General features: G+C 64.5%; 12 protein-coding genes and 2 pseudogenes. 7 read left to right on the forward strand and 7 right to left on the reverse strand.

Going from position 1 to position 13968, the window contains the following annotated elements:
* Positions 1–21: 21 nt before the first annotated feature.
* Complete coding sequence (locus PSm6_RS27765) at positions 22–1005, reverse strand: DUF1852 domain-containing protein (RefSeq protein WP_021220137.1); 984 nt, start codon at positions 1003–1005, stop codon at positions 22–24.
* Positions 1006–1414: 409 nt separating this feature from the next.
* Here PSm6_RS27765 and PSm6_RS27770 point away from each other — a divergent pair, with 409 nt between their 5' ends.
* Entirely contained in the window at positions 1415–3253 is a 1839-nt protein-coding gene (locus PSm6_RS27770) for an ATP-binding protein (protein ID WP_265168887.1), read from the forward strand.
* Between the two features lie 132 nt (positions 3254–3385).
* Positions 3386–4590 (forward strand): annotated as a pseudogene (gene chrA, locus PSm6_RS27775) (chromate efflux transporter).
* Between the two features lie 235 nt (positions 4591–4825).
* Here chrA and PSm6_RS27780 read toward each other — a convergent pair.
* The 3 genes from PSm6_RS27780 to PSm6_RS27790 all read right to left on the reverse strand — a co-directional run bounded on the left by PSm6_RS27780 (position 4826) and on the right by PSm6_RS27790 (position 8641).
* On the reverse strand, positions 4826–5296 hold the full coding sequence (locus PSm6_RS27780; protein WP_031287989.1) for a PA2171 family ribosome-binding persister protein: 471 nt from the start codon (positions 5294–5296) through the stop codon (positions 4826–4828).
* Between the two features lie 153 nt (positions 5297–5449).
* Entirely contained in the window at positions 5450–6001 is a 552-nt protein-coding gene (locus PSm6_RS27785) for a GNAT family N-acetyltransferase (RefSeq protein WP_043242183.1), read from the reverse strand.
* 195 nt (positions 6002–6196) lie between these two features.
* On the reverse strand, positions 6197–8641 hold the full coding sequence (locus tag PSm6_RS27790; protein WP_265170584.1) for a PAS domain-containing protein: 2445 nt from the start codon (positions 8639–8641) through the stop codon (positions 6197–6199).
* 257 nt (positions 8642–8898) lie between these two features.
* Between PSm6_RS27790 and PSm6_RS27795 the strand changes: the two genes are divergently transcribed.
* Positions 8899–9573: a TetR/AcrR family transcriptional regulator gene (locus tag PSm6_RS27795; protein ID WP_021220131.1), complete on the forward strand. Its 675-nt coding sequence runs from the start codon at positions 8899–8901 to the stop codon at positions 9571–9573.
* 30 nt (positions 9574–9603) lie between these two features.
* Here PSm6_RS27795 and PSm6_RS27800 read toward each other — a convergent pair whose 3' ends face one another.
* Entirely contained in the window at positions 9604–10557 is a 954-nt protein-coding gene (locus PSm6_RS27800; protein ID WP_371877164.1) for a lipid A deacylase LpxR family protein, read from the reverse strand.
* 271 nt (positions 10558–10828) lie between these two features.
* Between PSm6_RS27800 and PSm6_RS27805 the strand changes: the two genes are divergently transcribed.
* Both PSm6_RS27805 and PSm6_RS27810 read left to right on the forward strand, forming a co-directional pair.
* On the forward strand, positions 10829–11125 hold the full coding sequence (locus tag PSm6_RS27805) for a hypothetical protein (RefSeq protein ID WP_148304225.1): 297 nt from the start codon (positions 10829–10831) through the stop codon (positions 11123–11125).
* 34 nt (positions 11126–11159) lie between these two features.
* Positions 11160–11444 (forward strand): hypothetical protein, encoded by a 285-nt coding sequence (locus tag PSm6_RS27810; RefSeq protein ID WP_148304224.1) that lies wholly within the window; start codon positions 11160–11162, stop codon positions 11442–11444.
* 126 nt (positions 11445–11570) lie between these two features.
* On the opposite strand, the gene PSm6_RS27815 is transcribed toward PSm6_RS27810, so the two are convergent.
* Positions 11571–12014 (reverse strand): EF-hand domain-containing protein, encoded by a 444-nt coding sequence (locus PSm6_RS27815; RefSeq protein WP_265168891.1) that lies wholly within the window; start codon positions 12012–12014, stop codon positions 11571–11573.
* Positions 12015–12139: 125 nt separating this feature from the next.
* Entirely contained in the window at positions 12140–12550 is a 411-nt protein-coding gene (locus PSm6_RS27820; protein WP_307735148.1) for a LysR substrate-binding domain-containing protein, read from the reverse strand.
* On the opposite strand from PSm6_RS27820, the pseudogene PSm6_RS27825 reads away from it, so the two are divergent.
* Both PSm6_RS27825 and PSm6_RS27830 read left to right on the forward strand, forming a co-directional pair.
* A pseudogene (locus tag PSm6_RS27825) lies at positions 12551–12921 on the forward strand (helix-turn-helix domain-containing protein); the annotation flags it as partial.
* 333 nt (positions 12922–13254) lie between these two features.
* Positions 13255–13833 (forward strand): hypothetical protein, encoded by a 579-nt coding sequence (locus PSm6_RS27830; RefSeq protein ID WP_265168892.1) that lies wholly within the window; start codon positions 13255–13257, stop codon positions 13831–13833.
* Positions 13834–13968: the final 135 nt, after the last annotated feature.

The following is a 13968-nucleotide window of genomic DNA, read 5'->3' on the forward strand; positions in this document are numbered from 1 at the left end:
ATGACCTTGTAGGTTGATGAGTCAAAGAGCGCAGCCGGCGGACCACCGCTGAAGAATGCTGTGGTACGGCTTGATGAAGTGCTCTTCGACGAACTTCCCTTGTTCGATAGCCAGCCGGCTGCGCTCTTCCCGGTCGTAGACAATCCGGGTCAGCGAGTAGTCCTCGTGCTTCAGGCTCGGCTGATAGGATTTGCCCGCCGCAGAGTTCGCGTTGTAGATCTCGGGCCGGTAGATCTTCTGGAAGGTATCCATCGTGCTGATGGTGCTGATCAGTTCAAGGTTGGTGTAGTCACCCAGCAGGTCGCCGGCAAAGTAGAAGGCCAACGGCGCCACGCTGTTCGGCGGCATGAAGTAGCGCACCTTGAGGCCCATCTTCTGGAAGTACTCATCCGTCAGGGAGTACTCATCCTGCAGGTATTCGAAGCCCAGTACGGGGTGCTGGTTTTCAGTGCGGTGGTAGGTCCGGCTGCTCGAAACGCTCAGGCAGATGACCGGCAATTTCTTGAAGTGCGCCTTGTACGCATCCGAATTCACGAAGCACTTGAACAGCTTCCCGTGCAGCCCGCCAAAATCGTCTGGCGTGCTGAAGCCGGGCTGACTCTTGTTGTGTTCCAGCAGCAGTACGCTGAAGTCATAGTCGCGCACGTAGGAAGAGAAGTTATTCCCCACGATGCCTTCGATACGCTCGCCGGTCTTGCGGTCGACGATATTGGTTTTCAATATCTCGATCAGCGGCAGCGCATTGTCGCTGCCCGCCACATCGATATTCATTTCAACGGAAATGATTTCCAGCTCGACGGCATAACGATCGCCCTTGGGGTTGTCCCAATGCGCCAGGGCATTGAAACGGTTGTCGATCATTTTCAACGCGTTGCGCAGGTTCTCCTGGCGGCTCTCGCCCCTGGCCAGGTTGGCGAAATTGGTGGTGATCCGCGTGTTCTCGGAGGGGTGGTAATGCTCGTCGAAACGAATGCTTTTAATGGCAAAGGTGAAGTCGTTGTTCATCGCAATCCGGCACCTGAATACGTGAGAGAAACCTGAGTCTGCTCTGTACTTGCACAGCACTTTTCAGCTTTCTTCTGGTTGTTTCCGCTCAGCGATATTTAGATTCACTGAAAGTAAAACCATTCTATGCAGCGCCATTAATTGATTGAAAATGAAATGATCTCAGCGGGTCATTAGTCACGCTCATGACGTCATCCACGGGTTTTAACGGCCGGATGATCAGGCTCTGGAATGCCCACTGCCCCTGTAGAGAAAAAGCGATAGGCGGGCAGGACTCCGAAAGCGACCAGGCCGGCATCAGTGGGAGTTCTTGCAGCTGATGACGCTGACGCAGCGGCCCACTGCGTCGCGCTGGAAGGCGTTTATTGCTAGGCTGCGCCAACCTGCCTCCAGCTCCCTAGGAGCCCCCATGCCCTCCCCGCATCCCACCGCCTCGGCGGAGCCTTCTTCGGCCGTTTCCGGCAGCTCGGGGAATGACCTTTCCGACATCGAACTTCTGCACCAGATCAGCATCGCCCTGATTGGCGAGCAGGATCGCGAAGCGCTCTACGGCAAGATCGTCGACGCGGCAGTGACCATCACCGGCTCGCAGTTCGGGACGATGCAGCGGCTTTGCCCTGATGGCCACAGCTCAGGGCACGGGGGTGAACTCCAGCTTCTGTGCTCACGCGGGCTGCCGCCCGAGGCAGTTGGCTTTTGGCAATGGGTGAGCCCCAACGCCTACAGCAGCTGCACCATGGCGCTGAAGCTCGGCGAGCGGGCGGTGATCCCCGACTTCGAGCAATGGGACGCCATCGCCGGCACCGAAGACCTGCTCGCCTTCCGTCGCACCGGCATCCGCTCCGCCCAGACAACGCCACTGATTTCACGCAGCGGCAACCTGCTGGGGATGATCTCCACGCACTGGCGAGAGCCCCACGAGCCCTCGCAGCGGGACCGGCGCCTGCTCGACATCCTGGCGCGGCAGGCGGCCGACCTGCTGGAGCGCACGATAGCCGAGGAGGCCTTGCGCCAGGCCGAGGTCGACCTACGCGGCCTCAACGAGACGCTGGAGCAGCGCGTGGCCGAGCGTACGGCCGAGCTGATGCATGCCGAGGAAAAGCTCCGCCAGTCCCAGAAAATGGAAGCGGTCGGCCAACTGACCGGTGGCCTCGCCCACGACTTCAACAACCTGCTGGCGGGGATCGCAGGCTCCCTGGAGCTGATGGGCAAGCGCATTGGCCAGGGCCGCGTCAACGACATCGACAAGTACATGGCGATGGCACAGAGCGCCACCAAGCGCGCCGCAGCGCTGACCCACCGGCTGCTCGCCTTCTCGCGCCGGCAGACGCTGGAGCCCCGCCCCACCAATGTGAACGCACTGGTGCATGGGATGACGGAGCTGATCAACCGCACCGTGGGGCCCGCCATCCAGCTTGAAACGCGAAACGCCCCGGAGCTGTGGCCGGCGTTCGTCGACGCCAGCCAACTGGAGAACGCCCTGCTCAACCTGTGCATCAACGCCCGCGACGCCATGCCGAATGGCGGCTGCATCACCCTCAGGACGGCCAACCTGGCGCTGGACCACGAGGCGGCCCAGGTCCACGACATGCCGGAGGGGTATTACCTCAGCCTGTGCGTGAGCGACACAGGCACCGGCATGACGCCCGATGTGATGGCCCATGCCTTCGAGCCCTTCTTCACCACCAAGCCCATCGGCCAGGGCACCGGGCTGGGGCTTTCGATGATCTACGGCTTCGCCCAGCAATCCGGTGGACAGGTGCGCATCAGCTCCACGGTGGGTGAAGGCACCCGGGTGGTGATCTACCTGCCCCGCCACGACGGCGACGCCCCCGATGATGAGCATGCGCCCTGCGTAACCGACACGGCGATCACGCAGCACGGCGAGACGGTGCTGCTGGTGGACGACGAGCCGGCGGTACGCATGCTGATGGCCGATGTGCTGAACGAGCTCGGCTACACGGTGATCGAGGCGGCCGACGGCGCTGCCGGGCTGAAGCTGCTGCGCTCCGATGTGCTGATCGACCTGCTGATCACAGACGTGGGCCTGCCCGGCGGCATGAACGGGCGGCAGATGGCCGATGCCGGCCGCGAGCTTCGCCCCGGTCTCAAGACCCTGTTCATCACCGGCTACGCCGAGAGCGTATTCACCGGCAATACCCCGCTGCAGCCGGCCATGCACGTGCTGACGAAGCCCTTTTCCGTGGATGCCCTCGGCAGCCGGGTGCGCGAGCTGCTGGCGCTTTAGCGGCCCCGTTCCGCCGCGCAAGGGCGCTGCCCAGGGCGATTGGAATCGCCCCGGCCTGGGCCGCAGTAACCCATGGAATACCGACACGGCCGCGCCGCATAATCAGCCGCACCGCTTCCAGAACCCCATGAGATGACACCGCCTGCGCACCGCGACCCGACGCCCTGGGCCGTCTTCCTGATCTTCCTGCGCCTCGGGCTCACCAGCTTCGGTGGGCCGGTGGCGCACCTGGCCTATTTCCGTGACGAGTTCGTCACGCGCCGGCGCTGGCTGAGCGAGCGCAGCTATGCCGACCTGTTGGCGCTTTGCCAGTTTTTGCCCGGGCCGGCCAGCAGCCAGGTGGGCATGGCGCTGGGGCTCGGCCGTTGCGGCTACCTCGGCGCACTGGCGGCCTGGGTGGGCTTCACCCTGCCATCGGCGGTGCTGCTGATGCTGCTTGCCCTGGGCATCACGGAGCATGGCGATGCCATTCCCGAGGGTGCCGTGCACGGGCTGAAAGTGGTGGCGGTGGCCGTGGTGGCACAGGCGGTGTGGGGCATGGGACGCAACCTGTGCCCGGACGCGCCGCGCGTGGCGATCATGGCCGTGGCGGCGGGGCTCGCCTTGCTGGCGCCCCTGCCTGGAGCCAGGTGGCGATCATGCTCGGCGCCGCGGTGCTGGGGCTGCTGGTGTTCCGCCCGCCCCCGGGTGCCGCCCATGACCCGCTGCCGATCCGCATCGGCAAGCGCTCCGCCGTGCTGTGGCTGGGGTTGTTCTTCGCCCTGCTGGTGGCCTTGCCGCTGTTGAGCCGGCTCTACCCTGCCCCCTGGCTGGCCATCATCGACGCCTTCTACCGCAGCGGTGCCCTGGTGTTCGGCGGCGGCCATCTGGTGCTGCCGGTGCTGCACAACGAGGTGGTGCCGCCGGGCTGGGTCAGCGAGACAACCTTCGTGGCCGGCTATGGGGCCGCGCAGGCGGTTCCGGGGCCGCTGTTCACCTTCGCGGCATTCCTGGGCGCGGCCATGAGCCACTTCCCGTCGCCCTGGGTGGGCGGGCTGGTTTGCCTGGCGGCGATCTTCCTCCCTGCCTTCCTGCTGGTGGCCGGCACGCTGCCGTTCTGGGAGCAGGTGCGCCACAGCACCCGCATGCAGGCGGCGATGATGGGCCTCAACGCCGCCGTGGTCGGCCTGCTGCTGGCCGCTCTCTACGACCCGGTATGGACCAGCGCCATCCACCAACCGGCGGACCTCGCCCTGGCACTGCCCGCGCTACTGGCGTTGACGTGGCTGAAGCTGCCGCCCTGGCTGGTGGTGATCGCCAGCAGCGCGGCGGGTTGGGCGTTGTCGGTGGTGGGCTGACGGTCGCGTTTCACATCCCGCCTGGGTGCTCGAACGGAGCTCCGTTGGTGCACAGGAAGAGCGCTGTCCACCCTACGAAAGCCACTCCGCAGCCATGCCTGGATGTAGGGTGGATGTCGCTTTTTACATCCACCAAGCGCGCTTGACCGGGGCTCCGTTGGTGGACAAAAAAGCGTTGTCCACCCGAAAAGCAGCTCCGCAGTCTTGGGCTTCGGCCTATAGGGCTGGTCGCGGTTCAGGCCGCGTGGCGTTGCAGATCCTGCTTCATGGATTTCTTCAGCGCTTCCATCTCGGCTCCCAGCTCGGCCAGTTTCTGCTTGCCCAGCAGCTTGGCGGCCTTGGGGAACATCTCGGTTTCCTCTTCCTCGATGTGGTGCTCCAGCAGCTCCTTGAGCACCTTGGCGCGGCCGGCGAATTCGAGGGAAGACGGCGAGGTCTGCTTGAGGTCCGGCAGTACCAGGGAATCGACCGTGCGGTGCTCCTCCTTGGCCTCGGCCGACATGATGGTCTCGTCCTTGCCGCCGGCGGCTTTGAAGGCCGGATAGAAAATCTGTTCTTCGAGGGTGGTGTGCACCAGCAGCTCCACCTCGATCTTGCGCAGCAGCTCGGTGCGCGTCTTCACCCCGCGCTCCGTGGTGCTGCCGAGTCGTTCGAGAAGGGCTTTCACGGTGACGTGGTCCTGCTTGAGCAGTTCGATCGCATTCATGGTCATGTCCTCATCGGTTGTGGAGGCCGGTTCATGCCGGCGCCTCTCATAAGAACTGACGCGTGTGCCCTCGGCTTGTTCAAGGTGTTTGCAGGGCCGGGGAAGTTGGATTGGCATCGCGCCCACCCGGTTGGCGTCCGGCCAGGAGCGGTACTACTGGTTCGAACAGCGCTTCGTCATGGTGATGTACGAGAAAGACTGGCCATCGATATTGAACATCTGCGGCACCTCTCCCACCTGGATGAAGCCTGCCTGCCGGTAGAGGGCAATGGCTGCTGCATTGCTGCCAAGCACTTGCAGGTCGATCCACTCCAGCAGGGCCGTGGATGCAGCCCATCGCCCAGCCTGCTCGATCAGCAAAGCGCCCAACCCACGGCGTCGGTGGGCACAGTGCACACCCATGCCCAGCAGGCAGCGATGAGTCGCGTAGCGCTCGGCGTGGCTGCGGAGGTCGATGTGCCCGGCGATCTGCCCATCCTCGGCTCGCGCGACCCAGGCCCGGCGCCAACCGGGCTCGCCGAGCGCTATCTCCAAGCCAGCGCGGAACGCCGCTTTCCGCTCAGGCGGGTAGGAAGAAGCGCTACGCGACAAAGGCTGGAAATAGCCGACTTCCGGCGAGCCGTTCTCGCGCAGGTGATCGTCGAGATAGGCCATGAACGCATCGAAGTCGGCAGGTGAAACAGCGTTTATGGAGTATGTCTGCATGAATGAACCGCCTGTTGGCCAAGGTGTTTCAAGAGTGCCGGCTGCCGGGGTGTTTTGATTGACCAGCGGCTAAAACCATTCGATATGCAGCTATCCATCAGCCGCAGCGTTTTTTACACAGCCAGGGCCGCAAGCAGCCTGCTGTGATCCCCGGCGTTCAACCAGAAGAAGTACCACAGCCCCAGGGTGCTTTGACTAGCCCACCACCAACCCACGCACCCTCGCCACCAGCGCTTCGAGGGTGAAGGGCTTGGTCAGCACCTCCATCCCCGGGCCGAGGTAGCTGGGTTCGAAGACGGCATTTTCGGCGTAGCCGGTGATGAACAGGGTCTTCAGGCCGGGGCGAATTTCCCGCCCGGCGTCTGCCATCTGCCGGCCATTCATGCCACCGGGCAAACCGACGTCGGTGATCAGCAGGTCGATGTGCACATCCGAGCGCAGTACCTTGAGCCCAGCCAGGCTGTCGGCCGCTTCGATCAGGGTGTAGCCCAGGTCGCCCAGGGCTTCCGTCAGCAGCATGCGCACCGACGGCTCGTCGTCGACCACCAGGATGGTTTCGCCGGTTTCGGCACGGGCGGAAGGGTTGCCGGGCGTCTCGGCCTCCTCCCCGCTCATGTCGCCGTGATAGCGCGGGAGGTAGATGCTGACGGTGGAGCCCCGACCCGGCGTCGAGTGGATGCGCACCTGCCCGCCGGATTGCTGGGCGAAGCCGTAGATCATCGAGAGGCCCAGGCCGGTGCCCTGGCCGATGGGTTTGGTGGTGAAGAACGGATCGAAGGCCTTGGCCATGGTTTCCGCCGTCATGCCGATGCCGTTGTCGGCCACCGACAGGCACAGGTATTCACCCTCGGGGAGGTCGAGTGCGCGGGCCGCACTCGGGTCCAGCATCAGGTTGGTGGTTTCAACCGTGATGGAGCCGCCCTCGGGCATGGCATCGCGCGCGTTGAGGCACAGGTTGAGCAGCGCATTCTCCAGTTGGCTCGCATCCACCAGCGCACGCCACAAGGTGGCCGCGCCGGAGGTCTCGACACGGATGCTGGGCCCCACGGTGCGCTGGATCAGCTCGGTCATCCCGGCAATCAGCAGGTTCACGTCGGTGGCCCGCGGAGCCAGCGTCTGCCGCCGGGAGAAGGCCAGGAGCCGATGGGTCAGGGCCGCTGCTCGCTTGGCCGCGCCCTGGGCGGTGCCGATGTACCGTTCGATGTCCTGCCAGCGCCCCTGGGCGATGCGCAGGCCCATCAGGTCAAGGGCGCCGGAGATGCCAGCCAGCAGGTTGTTGAAGTCGTGGGCCAGGCCGCCGGTGAGCTGACCCACGGCTTCCATCTTCTGCGACTGTCGCAACTTTTCCTCGGCCTGCATCAGCTCGGCCGAACGCTCGGCGACCCGCTGTTCCAGGGTGTCGGTGAAGGCACGCAGGGCGGCGATCGCCCGGTCGCGCTCGGCCTCGACGGCGCGGCGCCCTTCGACGTCGATGAGCACGCCGGGGAAGTTGAGCGGGCTGCCGTCATCGGCCAGCTCCACGCGCCCGTTCGCTTCGATCCAGTAGTAATTGCCGTCTCTGCGACGGACCCGGTACTGGTGGGCGTAGGCGCCGCCACGGGCGATGACTTCGTCTATTGCCGCGATCAGGCCTTCGCGGTCCTCGGGGTGCACGTTGGCAATGATCTGTTCGAGGGCAAGGCCCTCGCGGCCCAGCGCCGGGTCCAGGCCGAAGGAGTCGGCGAAGGGCTTGTCGACGGTGAAGCTATCGGTGGGCAGGTGCCAGTGCCAGGTACCGATGATGGCGCCGGCCGCCAGGGCCAGTTGCACGCGCTCGCCGTTCTCGCGGGCCTGGGCCTCGCTGATGCGCAGGCGCTCCTCGGCGTCACGCCGCTGGGTGACGTCGCTGAAGATGATGGCGATCTGGCGCTCGGCCGGCTCGCCGATCCGCACCGCGCGTACGTCGAACCAGCGCTCGAAGGCCTTGGCGTAGTTTTCGAAATTGGCCGGCTCGCCGGTCTTCGCCACATGGCCGTAGGTTTCGAACCAGAAGCGCTCGAGATCGGGGGCGAACTCGGTGACCCACTTGCCGCGCAGGTTCACACCCGACTCGCGCTCGAACGCCGCGTTGGCCTCGACGAAGCGGTAGTCCACCGGCTCGTCGTTTTCGTCGAACTTCACCTGCACGATGGCGAAGGCCGCCTCGGTGGTTTCCAGCACCGTTCTGAAACGCTCCTCGCTGCGCAGCAACGCCGCCTCGGCGGTGCGTACCTTGGTGCGGTCCAGCATCGCGCCGATCATGCGCAGCGCCCGGCCTTGCGCGTCCCGGATCACATGGCCGCGGTCGAGCACCTCGGCGTAGGAACCATCGTGGCAGCGGAAGCGGTAACCGTCCGACCAGGCCGTGCCGGTGCCGTCGATCACCGCGTGGATGGAGGCGCTGATGCGCTCCCGGTCATCGGGGTGGATCTGCGCGATCCACCAGTCGCCCGTCGGCTCGACGCTATTGGCGGGGTAACCGTAGGCGTGCTCCAGGGCATCGTTCCACAGCACGTGGTTGGCGAGCAGGTCCCAGTCCCAGATGGCGTCGTTAGTGGCCTTGGCGGCCAGGCGGTAACGTTCCAGGGTTTCGTCCCGCGCGAGTTCGGCGGGTTGCCGCATACCCGCCTGCGCCGCATCCAGCGCGGCGCGCAGGCGGGCGACCTCGGCCTGCAGTTCTTCTCGGGTCAGGTTGTTCAGGGTCCGGTACTCGCGTGTGGTGTTGGATGGACGGAGGGGTCGCATCGGGTGCGCCTGCATCAGACCAAAATCCAGGCCGGTTTGCACGAGGTGGCTGTGCCGCTGGGGATTCGACGCATTGCGCGCGCACAAATCGACCAGGCCGTTGTCTTTAGTTGCTCGGACTCCCAGGGTGCCCCATGCCTCTCGTCACAGAACCCACCCGCACGCCCCGGCGCAAGGCCCAGCGCCAGCCCCGGCAAAGCCGTGGCGAGCAGCGCGTCACGGCCATCCTGAAGGCCTGCGAGCGGCTGTTGGTGGAGGAAGGCGAAGCGGCGCTCGGCATGCACCGGATCGCGGCGGAAGCGGAGACCTCCATCGGCTCGCTCTACCACTTCTTCCCGAACAAGCAGAGCATGCTCCTCGCCCTTTCCGAACGCCACGAGCTGGCCATCCAGGCGATCGCCGAGGAGATTGGCCGCATCGACGATGCCACCTGGCAGGGCGCCAGCGCGGAGCGACTGGTCGCCCTGCTGGTCAAGCCACTGCTGGATTATGTGGCGCAGAACCCGGTGCTGCTGTCCCTGATCCGGCTCGACAGGGCAGCGGGCAAGTCCCCCACCGACACCCCCGTCCAGCCCCTGCTGCAGGCCTTGTGCATACGCATCCTGGCGCTGCGTCTGCCAGCCACCGACGAGCGTGCCAGGAAGGTCTATGCGGCCACCCTGCTCGGCCTGCCCCTGGGCCTGGTGACCGACCTGATGGTGGATTACGACAAGGACATGCGAGCCGCGGTGCTGCACGAGGAAATCCCCCGGGCGCTCACCGCCTACATCCAGGCCATCGAGGCGAGCCAGGGGCGCGACGCCTCCTGAGGTGCCGGGCGCCTGCAGGCGCCCGGCTCGTCACAGCCAGGTGGACAGGGTGACCGAGCCGAACTGGTCGTGCTCCTGCTGGGTCTTGAACTCATGGCTGCGCCAGACGTTGGCGAACGACAGCTGCCAGCGGTCCCACAGCATGGCGACCCCCAACTGAGCGTCGCCCACCCACTTCTCGCGGTCCACGGAATGGCTGTCCTTGAAGGTGTTGCCGTCCAGCAGCATGTTGTGGGCCATGAAGCGCCCTTCGAGGTTGGCGAACACGAACCAGCCGAAGCCTTCACCGGGCTTGAAGTACTGCGCGCCGCTGGGCGCCGGCGTGACGGCGGGTTGGCTCAGGCTGCGCGCAAGCCCCTGGCCGAAGCGCACGCCCGCGCCGGTGGACGCGTAGGTGTAGAGGTTGCCCACCGCGCCCCCGACGCTGGGGCCGTATTCCAGCTCCAGGCCACCCAGCTGATGCTGCAGCCACCAGCGTTTCTCGTAGCCCAGGTTGACGAAGGGTTCGTTCTCCAGCTGGTTGTCCCAGCCTTCCGGCGCATCGCTGCCGGTGACCTTGTGCACCGCCCGCTGCAATCGCTTGCCGCCCGCGCCCTGGCCGACCAGGCCGGCGTCGAGGGTGAAGGTGTCGCTCATGCGCAGCCCTTCCCGCTGCTCATCGGCGAACAGTGTCACCCCGCCGAACACCAGCCCGGCGTAGGGGCGGTCCTGCTCCTGCAGCTCGGCGGTCTCGATCTCCTCGGGGGTGTAGAGCTGATGGCCGAAGCGGTAGGCCGCGTAGCTCAGGTCGCTGGTGGACCAGCCGGGCAGCACGCCTGCCAGGTTGCGCGTCCAGTGCGCCTGCTCGGGCTCGAAAGCCAAGGAGCCCTCGATGCCGTTGGTATAGTGGCCGTCCTGGCCACCGGTAAACACATCGTTTTCGACCTTCAGCGAAAAGACTTCGGCGTTCACGCCGCTGGCAACTAGCAGGGAAGTGACGAACATCGCGCTGATAGCGGAGGCTTTCATGGGGGGCTCCAGGTTGTTTTTAGTGGCTTCCGAGGGGCAGGCGGCTGGGCCGCAAAGCTATGAAAGCCGGCGCGAAAAACCGTTCAACAAAAATAGACGATGGATTCTAGTTTCCGGCCAAGACCAGGCCGTGCGTGCCTTGCAGCGCTTCTAACCCCGCCGCCCCGCCCGTCACCCCAGGACGGGCCGGGCTGAACCGCACCCGCTCATGGGCCTCCAATGCACCAGGAACGCAGTGGAGACCAGCATGATCAGCTATCACGGGCAGGCCATCGTTTCCTTCAGCGCGCGGGCGGGCCAGATGCTCGGCATCCAGAGCCGGCGAACCGAAATCGGGCTCGAAGAAACCGCCCCGGGCGTCTTCAATCTCACCTGTGGGCTGAACCTCAGGGGTGCTGAAGAGGTTCGCATCACGCTGCCCGAGCGGCAGCACATCAGCGGCACGGTGGCCGCACAGGAAGGCCAGGTCGTGACCCTGGTGGCAGGGCAGGAAACCACGCCCAGCCGCCCCGAGCAGGCCAGGCACCAGGAGCAACGTGGATAGCGCAGGCAGCGCTGCCAGCAAGGAGGAGCTGCAGATGACCAGGTACGAAGGACAAGCCATCCTCACCTACACGGGAACCCATGGCGAGCTTACCGGCACCTTCCAGCGCCGAACGCGCATCCTTCTGAAGCGCACGGCACCCGGCGTCTACGACATCACCTGCAGCGCCGACCTCAGGCAGGCCGGCGAGGTGACGGTAGCCCTGCCCAACGGCCAGACCTATAAGGGCAAAGTGCTCTGCCAGACCGGCCAGACCGCGACCCTGGTGATCTCGAGCGATGAGCCGGCCTACCGCGGCTTGGGCGGGTTGCTGGGGTAAGGCCCGAACTCATCCGCTGATGCCGATCAGCCTTCCACCTGCGGCGTGCTGAACCCCGCTGCATCAGGGGCTCATGTCGGCCTGGAGCGTCGGGGCTCACGCCGCCACAGCCAAGCGCTTGAACCATCAAGGCGTAACGGCTTCACCCCGGAAGCGTTGCAGCTCTTCACGGGTCACCTTGCGGTCACCGTCGGCGTCGGCCAGCAGCATCATGTCGACCGAAGCCTTCACATACTCCTGCTCGGTCACCTTGCCGTCGTGGTTGCCGTCCCAGTACTCCAGGGTCTTCTGCGAAACCGACGCCAGCACCTCTGCGGGCCAGACCATCTCGGGGGCACTCTCGGCAGCGGTGTAGGCGGCGATCTCATCCACCTTGAGCACGCCGTCGCCATTGCTGTCCATGGTGCGGAAGGTCTTGGGGGCGGCAGCCTGGGCTTCCGCCACGGACAGCGCGCCATCGCCGTCGGTGTCTTCCGAGCGGAAGATCTCATCCACCGAGGCCGCCGCTACATGGGTGGCGGCCAGCGTGAACAGCAAGCCGGCGGAGAACATCCGAGTGAGCGATAGCATGTGCAACTCCCTGTAGAAAACGGCGGCGACTCGGGCAGGCGCCCTCCCCGCACGCAGAGTAAAAGCTGGGAATCTAGAAGCGCAAAAATGCAGGGTCAATTAGCACATGCGCACTAGCGCTCGACTCACGCGTTGCGAACGATCTCGTCCCAGGCCGTGGGGTTCGGGAACAGCTCCTCGAGAAAGCCGACGAAGGCCTTGACGTTGGGGCTGCCCCGCCGGCTTTCCGGCCATAGCGCGGTGATGGAGGAGCGGTCCACCGCGAACTCGGGGAACAGCGGCGTCAACTCGCCACGGGCCACATAGGGCGCCGCCACATAGGTGGGTGAAATACCGATTCCACCACCCGCAGCCACCACTGCGGCGACCGCGTCGCTGGCGTCGATGACGATGGCCGCATCCGGCACCAGCTCCACCACCTTGCCGTCCACGCTGAAGGGCCAGCGCAATGCCTGGCCCGAGCTCTGATAGCGGAAGTTCACGCAGTCGTGGTTCGCCAGGTCCCTGAGCTCCAGCGGCGTGCCGCGCCTGGCCAGATAGGCCGGTGAGGCGGGCCATCCACAAGATCCACAGCTGCTACCACGAGCACCTGGATGTGGAAGCCCTGGCCCGGGAAGCGCAGATGAGCGTGCCCAACTTCCACCTGCACTTTCGCAAGGTGACCGACACCTCGCCCATGCAATACCTCAAGTCGACACGCCTGCACCAGGCGCGCCTGCTGATGCTGCGCAACGACTTGACGGCCGCCCACTCGGCCTTCCTGGTGGGCTATGAAAGCGCCTCGCAATTCAGCCGCGACTTCAAGCGCCTGTTCGGCCGCACGCCGCTGGCGGAAGTGGCCTGGATGAAACAGGCCTATGCGTTGCCGGCACCGACGAGCCCGTCGCCTTTTGTGTCGTCGCATTGAGTTTCGACCCGATTGGGCCTGGTGTTTGGGCGTGGCCGGTGTACACGTAGTGGGGCCGCCGAGTCGTCCCAGTGCGCGGAACTGCATGAGGTGTTTGCTGGAGGTAAACGGACCGGTAGAGGCGGCAGTTATCCGCCAAAAGCAGACTGTGGACACACTGCCAAGGGCTTTCTAATCTCCACGGAGGTCTTGCCGCTGCTCCTCTGAAAGTAAAGGAAGTACTTGACTGGCTTTATTCCTAACCATTCGCTGCAAACCGACGGCCCTATATGTGAGGCGGCGAACGCTAGGCATCACCAGATCACTCTGAACAAGCCAGCGGAGATGGCAACAATGACCATGGCTGAACTGCTACAGAAAATCCTTGAGTCGCTTCCAGCCGAGGTAGCAAAAGGCTTGGTAGGCGTGGCCGTTGCGGTACTAGCTTGGGTCTGGCTCCGCCTCCAAACGACTCTGCTCGACTATCAAGGCCGTGGCCTCAGAGGTTTGACAGCTCACGTATATGTCGAGCATGCCGTCTTCAACGAGCCCCAAGATCAGGTTGGCGCAGAGTCTCCTGACTCCCCTCAACCTGTCCTTCACATTGAGATCATCAACGAGACAGGCGCGCCAGTTTTCTTAGCGGCTGCGGCATTCCGGCCACGTGTGCGCAGATTTTGCTTCTTCTCGCACGCTGGTGCATCGGTTGCTTCAAACTTTAAGTCCGGCATCTTTAAGAATTCACTACAAATCAAGTTCGGTCTGAACAACAAGACCGCTTACACACTCTTAGACCCTGGCAGCAGAGATAGCACATGGGTCCGATTGAAGACTCCCGTCTCGCCGGAAATGATCGAGAGATCTAAGTGTGGTCAAGTGCTTATAAAATTTGCCACCGAGAGCAGGACAGGAACAGCCGTCGTGCCGGTGTGATATCCATGCCCCCGCTCAAGGCCACTCGTATCTAACAACTTGCTCAAGTCAGTCGCCCCAACCTAGTGACCACTAATGGCCGATAGCAACCTGTCGCAATGAGCAGTTGTCGACCAGAAGCGCACCCAGCCCTCG

This window comes from Pseudomonas solani (assembly GCF_026072635.1).
Lineage (GTDB): Bacteria > Pseudomonadota > Gammaproteobacteria > Pseudomonadales > Pseudomonadaceae > Metapseudomonas > Metapseudomonas solani.

What these genes read in the sequence shown, in the direction of transcription:
- PSm6_RS27810 (WP_148304224.1), top strand. Translation starts at nt 11,160, where the DNA reads ATGACCAGGTACGAAGGACAAGCCATCCTCACCTACACGGGAACCCAT.
- PSm6_RS27785 (WP_043242183.1), bottom strand. Translation starts at nt 6,001, where the DNA reads ATGCAGACATACTCCATAAACGCTGTTTCACCTGCCGACTTCGATGCG.
- PSm6_RS27780 (WP_031287989.1), bottom strand. Translation starts at nt 5,296, where the DNA reads ATGAATGCGATCGAACTGCTCAAGCAGGACCACGTCACCGTGAAAGCC.
- PSm6_RS27815 (WP_265168891.1), bottom strand. Translation starts at nt 12,014, where the DNA reads ATGCTATCGCTCACTCGGATGTTCTCCGCCGGCTTGCTGTTCACGCTG.
- PSm6_RS27790 (WP_265170584.1), bottom strand. Translation starts at nt 8,641, where the DNA reads ATGCGGCAACCCGCCGAACTCGCGCGGGACGAAACCCTGGAACGTTAC.
- PSm6_RS27765 (WP_021220137.1), bottom strand. Translation starts at nt 1,005, where the DNA reads ATGAACAACGACTTCACCTTTGCCATTAAAAGCATTCGTTTCGACGAG.
- PSm6_RS27830 (WP_265168892.1), top strand. Translation starts at nt 13,255, where the DNA reads ATGACCATGGCTGAACTGCTACAGAAAATCCTTGAGTCGCTTCCAGCC.
- PSm6_RS27805 (WP_148304225.1), top strand. Translation starts at nt 10,829, where the DNA reads ATGATCAGCTATCACGGGCAGGCCATCGTTTCCTTCAGCGCGCGGGCG.
- PSm6_RS27770 (WP_265168887.1), top strand. Translation starts at nt 1,415, where the DNA reads ATGCCCTCCCCGCATCCCACCGCCTCGGCGGAGCCTTCTTCGGCCGTT.
- PSm6_RS27795 (WP_021220131.1), top strand. Translation starts at nt 8,899, where the DNA reads ATGCCTCTCGTCACAGAACCCACCCGCACGCCCCGGCGCAAGGCCCAG.
- PSm6_RS27800 (WP_371877164.1), bottom strand. Translation starts at nt 10,557, where the DNA reads ATGTTCGTCACTTCCCTGCTAGTTGCCAGCGGCGTGAACGCCGAAGTC.